Annotated in this window: 5 protein-coding genes and 1 pseudogene; 3 read left to right on the plus strand and 3 right to left on the minus strand. The window is 39.2% G+C overall.

Annotated features, from left to right (window positions below):
- Positions 1-196, minus strand: a pseudogene (locus tag R3333_RS12420) (hypothetical protein); the annotation flags it as partial.
- Between the two features lies 1 nt (position 197).
- On the minus strand, positions 198-1,298 hold the full coding sequence (bioB, locus tag R3333_RS12425) for a biotin synthase BioB (protein ID WP_318959098.1): 1,101 nt from the start codon (positions 1,296-1,298) through the stop codon (positions 198-200).
- 292 nt (positions 1,299-1,590) lie between these two features.
- On the opposite strand from bioB, the gene R3333_RS12430 reads away from it, so the two are divergent.
- The 3 genes from R3333_RS12430 (at position 1,591) to R3333_RS12440 (ending at position 3,722) form a co-directional block, all read left to right on the plus strand.
- Entirely contained in the window at positions 1,591-2,385 is a 795-nt protein-coding gene (locus R3333_RS12430) for a hypothetical protein (protein WP_318959099.1), read from the plus strand.
- A 62-nt stretch (positions 2,386-2,447) separates the two neighbouring features.
- Positions 2,448-3,062, plus strand: coding sequence for a deoxynucleoside kinase (locus tag R3333_RS12435; RefSeq protein WP_090245476.1), 615 nt, complete (start codon positions 2,448-2,450; stop codon positions 3,060-3,062).
- 63 nt (positions 3,063-3,125) lie between these two features.
- Complete coding sequence (locus R3333_RS12440) at positions 3,126-3,722, plus strand: YdeI/OmpD-associated family protein (protein ID WP_318959100.1); 597 nt, start codon at positions 3,126-3,128, stop codon at positions 3,720-3,722.
- A 332-nt stretch (positions 3,723-4,054) separates the two neighbouring features.
- Here R3333_RS12440 and R3333_RS12445 read toward each other — a convergent pair.
- On the minus strand, positions 4,055-4,746 hold a 692-nt coding region (locus tag R3333_RS12445), incomplete at its 5' end, for a pirin family protein (RefSeq protein ID WP_318959101.1).

The raw sequence follows: 4,746 nt of genomic DNA on the forward strand, positions 1-4,746 counted from the left end.
AGGTCCCAGAAATGAGTCGAGACCCCGTTCCACTTTCTAACAAGTGTGTTGGAGTCTCGAATTTCTTTTGTGCTAAGCCTAGATAATTATTGGAATAAAAATCTACCGCATAGCTATTAATGTTCAAAGATCTAAGGGTAGAACCTTCTTTACGCTGATTCAATTGCTCAGCCAATCGTTGGTTCAACGCATTCATCTTAGTCTTCTACTGTAGTAACCTTTCTTGGTTGGAAATCAGCTGGTTTTCCTTTAGCTGCAGCAATTTGGGCTTTACGCTCTTCTGCTTTCTTTTGCTTTTCTACCAAAATAGCGTCTTCTTTCGTTTCTGGTTTATCACCATCTTGGAAAGGAGCTTTTGATTTCAAACCTAATGTTTTGAACATCTCAGCATCTTCGTTGTACTCAGGGTTTGGTGTAGTTAACAATTTATCTCCGGCAAAAATAGAGCTCGCTCCAGCCATGAAACAAAGTGCTTGACCTTCCTGACTCATAGAAGTTCTACCTGCAGATAAACGAACAACAGACTCTGGGAATACAATACGCGTAGTGGCAACCATTCTTACCATTTCCCATATTTCAACGGGCTTTTGCTCTTCCATTGGAGTACCTTCCACCGCTACTAAAGCATTGATTGGAATAGACTCTGGTGGAGTTTCCATTTTCGTGTAAGAAAGTAATAAGCCCATTCTATCTTCAACAGATTCTCCCATTCCAATAATACCACCTGAACAAACAGAAATCCCTGCTTTTCTAGCGTTACCGATAGTGTCTAATCTATCTTGGTATTCACGTGTAGAGATTACGTCATCGTAGTAATCTTCTGAAGTATCTAAGTTGTGGTTGTAAGCGTAAAGTCCAGCATCTTTCAAACGCTGTGCTTGGTCTTCGTTCATCATACCTAAGGTACAACAAACCTCCATGTCCAAACTGTTTACACCTTGTACCATTTGGATAACTTTATCGAAATCAGAGTTATCTCTAATGTTTCTCCAAGCAGCTCCCATACATAAACGAGAAGATCCGTTGGCTTTTGCATTTTTGGCTTGCTCAAGTACAGACTCAACGGTCATTAATTTGTGCGCCTCAACATCTGTGTGGTAACGTGCAGCTTGTGGACAGTATCCACAATCTTCTGGACAACCACCTGTTTTGATACTCAACAAGGAAGACATTTGTACTTCATTTGGATCGTGGTGTTGTCTATGAACCGTTGCTGCTTCGTAAACCAATTCCATTAACGGTGTGTTGTAAAGCTCTACCAAGGCTTCAACTGATGTATATTTTGGATTTACTTTCATGCTTATTGCTTTGTTTTTTAATTGTTTAGCAATGAGTGGAGATTTTAGTTCTAAAATTGACCGCAAATTTCTTCGCAGTTTCCCCTCATGTATAACCCTGCAAATATAATTATATCCTTTTTTAACCCTAATGGAGGAGGTGAAACTTTTGGTGAACTAAGACAATTATCAATTTATATCACACCGAATAATACGCGTATAATCATTGCTTGGAAACTAACTTTTTAAAATTGATCACATCTATATCTACCGGTGAACATATAAGGAATACTATTTGTATATTGCAGCAAGAATGAAACTCCTATTAAGTATAATTGCACTTACTTCACTTTTCTTTATTGAGGAAGGGAAGTTAAGCTGGACCAAGGTTGCAGAACTCGAAGTTCAGCCTACGGCATGGAGCGTAGATCCGCTAGGAAATGTGGTGTATACACAAGGTGATGTCATTTATAAACTTGATACAAGTTTTAACGTTCAATTTCAACAAAGTACCAAAGGACTTGGAGAAATTACAGAGGTAGATGCTTCTCATGCCCAAAAAACTATGGTGTTTTCTGAAGATCAACAACAGATTTTCTTTTTAGATAACACTTTAACCTTGGCAGATGCGAGCATAGACTTAAATCAAGAAAACATTGCTTATGCCACGCACGTGAGTTATTCTAACCAACCCACGCGTTATTGGGTGTACGATTTAGACAATTTTAAACTGTGGTTGTTCGACGATTTAATGCCCAAACCAACAGTGATAGAAAATTTGAGCGGAGTATTGAACGGTCTCACCGTAGATGCTTTGTTTGAAAGTGAAAACAAACTCTTTATTTGGGACAAAGCCAAAGGTGTCTATCAATTTGATGTCTACGGTTCTTTGATCAAAACCTATAAAATAGAAAACGCAGATGCCTTGACCTATTGGAATGGAAGTATCTTTTATTTCAAGGATGAAAAGCTCATGGAGTGGACCAAATTAGGGACTCAAAAACAATTAGAATTTCCGTTGAAAAAAGTCAAACAATTCACCATCGAAGAGCAAGACTTTTACGTTCAAACGGATACGAAAATTATTAAATATTCTTTAAACAAATAGTAGATCGAATGGACAGAAAGTTTAGATTTGTAGCTCATTCGGACTAAAAAATATTCATAAAAATGCATATAGCTGTAGCAGGAAACATAGGTTCTGGTAAAACTACCTTAACCAAGTTATTGGCCAAACATTACGGGTGGCAAACTCATTTTGAGGATGTTGAACAGAACCCTTATTTGAATGATTTTTACGAGGACATGCAGCGTTGGTCATTCAACCTACAGATATATTACCTCAACAGTCGTTTTACGCAAATCCAAGAGATTAAGCAAACCAACCATAATGTAATTCAGGATAGAACCATCTATGAAGATGCCTTCATCTTTGCGCCTAACTTGCACTCTATGGGCTTGATGACAACCAGAGATTTCGAAAACTATTTCTCTTTGTTCAATTTAATTGAGTCTTTCGTTTCTGCGCCAGATTTATTGATTTACCTAAGAGCTTCGGTTCCAACTTTGGTAAATCAAATTCAACAGCGTGGTAGAGATTACGAAGAGTCTATTCGTTTAGATTACTTGAAGCGTTTGAATGAGCGTTACGAAGCATGGATTTCTACCTACGATAAAGGTAAATTGTTGATCGTAGATGTAGACAACAACAACTTCCACGAAGTACAAGAAGACTTGGGTAAAATTGTAAATCAAATTGACGCGGAGATCAACGGATTGTTCTAAGCAGATTTAAAAATAGTAGTGAAGCCTTGCCAGTATTTGGTAAGGCTTTTTTATTTTCAGGACATGGAAAAGAATAAAACGGTAGAAGGATATTTGGCCAAGAGAAACGAGCAAGATGCTCAGCAGTTAGCTGCCTTGCGTTCCATTTTACAACGTACAGAACTCGAAGAAGGGGTGAAGTGGGGAATTCCTGTGTACATGCTCAAAGGAAAGAATGTTGTAGGTATAGCGGCGTTTAAAGCTTATGTTGGACTCTGGTTCTACAACGGTGTCTTCCTAAAAGATGAAGCTCAAAAACTCATCAATGCCCAAGAAGAAGTAACCAAAGCCTTGCGCCAATGGCGTTTTACCAGTTTGGAAGAAATACAAGAAAACCAAGATCTTATCCATGCTTACATTTTAGAAGCCATAGAAAATCAAAAGGCGGGAAAGGTATTAAAACCACAAAAAGCTAAATTGGAAATTCCAGCATTGTTAGAAAACGCCTTGCAAGAGAACGCTACCCTAAAATCAAGCTTTAACGCTTTAACACCTTACAAACAAAAAGAATACGCCGAGCACATTTCCTCTGCCAAACGCGAAGCCACGCAACAGTCTCGCCTAGAAAAAGTAATTCCCATGATTTTGGAAGGGAAGGGACTCAACGATAAATACAAGTAGAGTTAAGAAGGCAGAATTAAGAGTTAAGAATGAATCGCGCGTGATTTTTGAACTCTGAATTCGGCCTTGAAAATACTTCTTATTAAAACAAGAAAAATCGACGGGAAATGAACCCAGTGTTTGAGCTCAGCTTTCGGATTTTTCTCCGAAAAATCAGTTAAAAGCGTTTGCGAGTTGGGGTGAATGACCAGAGTGTTTCGTAGCTTTTAAAAGAATTGTTTTCCAGCCTAGATTTTTCTTTGGTTCGTTTCTTTTCATCGATGGAAAAGAAATGAACAATACCCAAGCTTTACAATGAACTCAAGCCAGAAGCTACATTTCCACACTCAACCTCACTCTTCAAACTCCATCCCTGGAATAGGAACCAAATCATCTTCCCCCTCAATCATAGCAAACCTCTTTTGCATCCAATCCTCTTTGGCTTTTTCTATCACGTCTTTGTCCGACGAAACAAAATTCCAGAAAATAAAGCGCTCTTCCTCGAAAGGAATACCACCAAAGATGAAGATGTGTGCATGGGCGCCTAGTTCTATGCTGCACAATTCTTCAGCGGTGTTCACCAACAATTGCTTGGCCTCGTAGGTGTTGCCCTCGGCGCTAATTTTTCCCTCTAAAATGTATATGCCGACTTCTCCATAAAGTTCTTTCCCTATACAAACTTCAGCAGCTTCTTTAGCGGTGATTTCCAACAAAAACAATTCACTGTGCACTGGTACGGGAGAGGTCTTTCCAAAAGCTTTTCCGGCTACTAGTTTGTAGTTGACCTTGTCTGCTTGCCACGTAGGTAAATCCTGCGCTTCTGTATGCGAAAAGAAAGGAGCATTGTTCTCAACTTCCTTGGGTTGTGCTACCCAAATTTGTAAACCGTGCATGGTCTTTTCTTTTCCACGCATGGCCTGTGGTGTGCGTTCAGAATGTACTACACCTTTCCCGGCCGACATCCAATTAACCGCTCCAGGGGTAATTTCTATGTTAGATCCCAAACTATCTCTGTGTTGCATGCTGCCCTCCAACAAATAGGTGA

The sequence above is a fragment of the Lishizhenia sp. genome, assembly GCF_033720595.1.
Taxonomy (GTDB): domain Bacteria; phylum Bacteroidota; class Bacteroidia; order Flavobacteriales_D; family Crocinitomicaceae; genus Lishizhenia.